Genomic DNA, 1,530 nt, shown 5'->3' on the forward strand with positions numbered 1-1,530 from the left:
ACTCAACTTTCGCACCAACAAAATCGTAGTTAGCTTAAAACATGCAAGTGCTTGTAGAATTTAAAATAGGAGTTTGACATTACGTTTAAACATGAAAAAACACCTCAACATTTGGTATAGTTAATTTGACGAAAAACACTACCAAAATAGAAGAGGTGCTCCTACTATGATAGCGGAAAATGACCAAAACAAGCAACTACCAAATGAAATAAATTCGACTTTTAAAGAATTGAACGTGTTAAAGCACTTGCGTCATGCGGGTATTACCAAGTCTTTTGGATTCTCCTGTGGCTATATCTTCAAGCTAATCTTTTGCTTAATCTTTGAAAACAAAAATTGGTTTCGCATGCTGGAAAGCAAGAAAGCATCGGATATTCCGGCTAAAGATACCGTTTATCGCTTTTTGAATGAATCCACGTTCAATTGGCGACGATTTCTGCTTTCGCTGGCTGCATACGCGATTGCCAAGGTGTCTAAACTCACGCATCATAACCGCCCAAGAGTATTCATCTTAGACGATTCATCCTATGATCGAAACCGAAGCAAACAGGTCGAGCTTTTGGCCCGTTGTTTTGACCATGCATCACAAAAGATGCGTTTTTACAAAGGATTTCGCATGCTTACACTTGGCTGGTCTGACGGTGCAACATTCATGCCCGTTGATTTTTCCTTACTGAGTTCGAAAAAAAGTCCAATAAACGGTGTATCCGAAACAGTTGATAAACGGACTTCAGGTTACAAGCGCCGTCAGAATGCGTTACAAACAGCACCGGAACAAATTCCGAACATGCTTGATCGTGCCTTAAATGCTGGCATTGATGCTTCTTACGTGTTAATGGATTCCTGGTTTACACAACAACCATTGATAAAAACGATCACAGAGCAGGGTCTTGATGTGATCGGTATGGTTAAAAAACTTAAACAGCGTTACCTTGTGGATGGTGAACGCGTCAGCCTCGATCAGCTATACCGTTTAGCGAAGCCAAGCGATGGCAAGAAGGGCATTTTGCGCTCCATCCATACCGAACAGGCCAATGGTGTTCCGATTAAAGTGGTATTTGTGCGCAATCGGAATAAGAAAAGCGATTGGCTTGCCATTCTCAGTACCGATTGTACGTTAAGTGATCAAGAAATCATTCGTATCTATGGCATGCGCTGGGATATTGAGGTTTTTTTCAAGGCGACCAAATCCCTGTTAAAACTTCAAAAAGAATTCCAAAGTCGTTCTTATGATGCGCTAATCAGTCACACAACCATTGTATTTGCAAGGTATATTGTGCTGTCATGGCAAAACCGCTGCAGCACGGATGACAGGACTTTAGGTGGCATGTTTTATGAATTATGTGATGAAATAGATGAACTGGATTGGGCTGTAGCATTACAGCACTTAATCGAGCTTCTTGAAGATACCCTAAAACATACCAATAAAAAAATACAAAGGTTTGTCAAAAGTCAATTACAACAATGGGTTGCGGGTTTACCTAACTATATCAAGGTATACATGCCTGTTTTGGACTGCGAAAGTTGAGT

Annotated in this window: 1 protein-coding gene; it reads left to right on the forward strand. The window is 40.6% G+C overall.

The genetic code is table 11. The features are described from left to right. The first annotated feature begins 166 nt into the window (after nucleotides 1-166). Entirely contained in the window at nucleotides 167-1,528 is a 1,362-nt protein-coding gene (locus E4U82_RS19530; RefSeq protein WP_135111910.1) for an IS4 family transposase, read from the forward strand. Nucleotides 1,529-1,530 lie beyond the last annotated feature (2 nt).

The organism is Lentibacillus salicampi (genome assembly GCF_004565465.1).
Classification (GTDB): domain Bacteria; phylum Bacillota; class Bacilli; order Bacillales; family Amphibacillaceae; genus Lentibacillus; species Lentibacillus salicampi.

Bases quoted from the DNA above. Each gene is read 5' to 3' on its own strand.
- E4U82_RS19530 (WP_135111910.1), top strand. From the start codon at position 167: ATGATAGCGGAAAATGACCAAAACAAGCAACTACCAAATGAAATAAAT.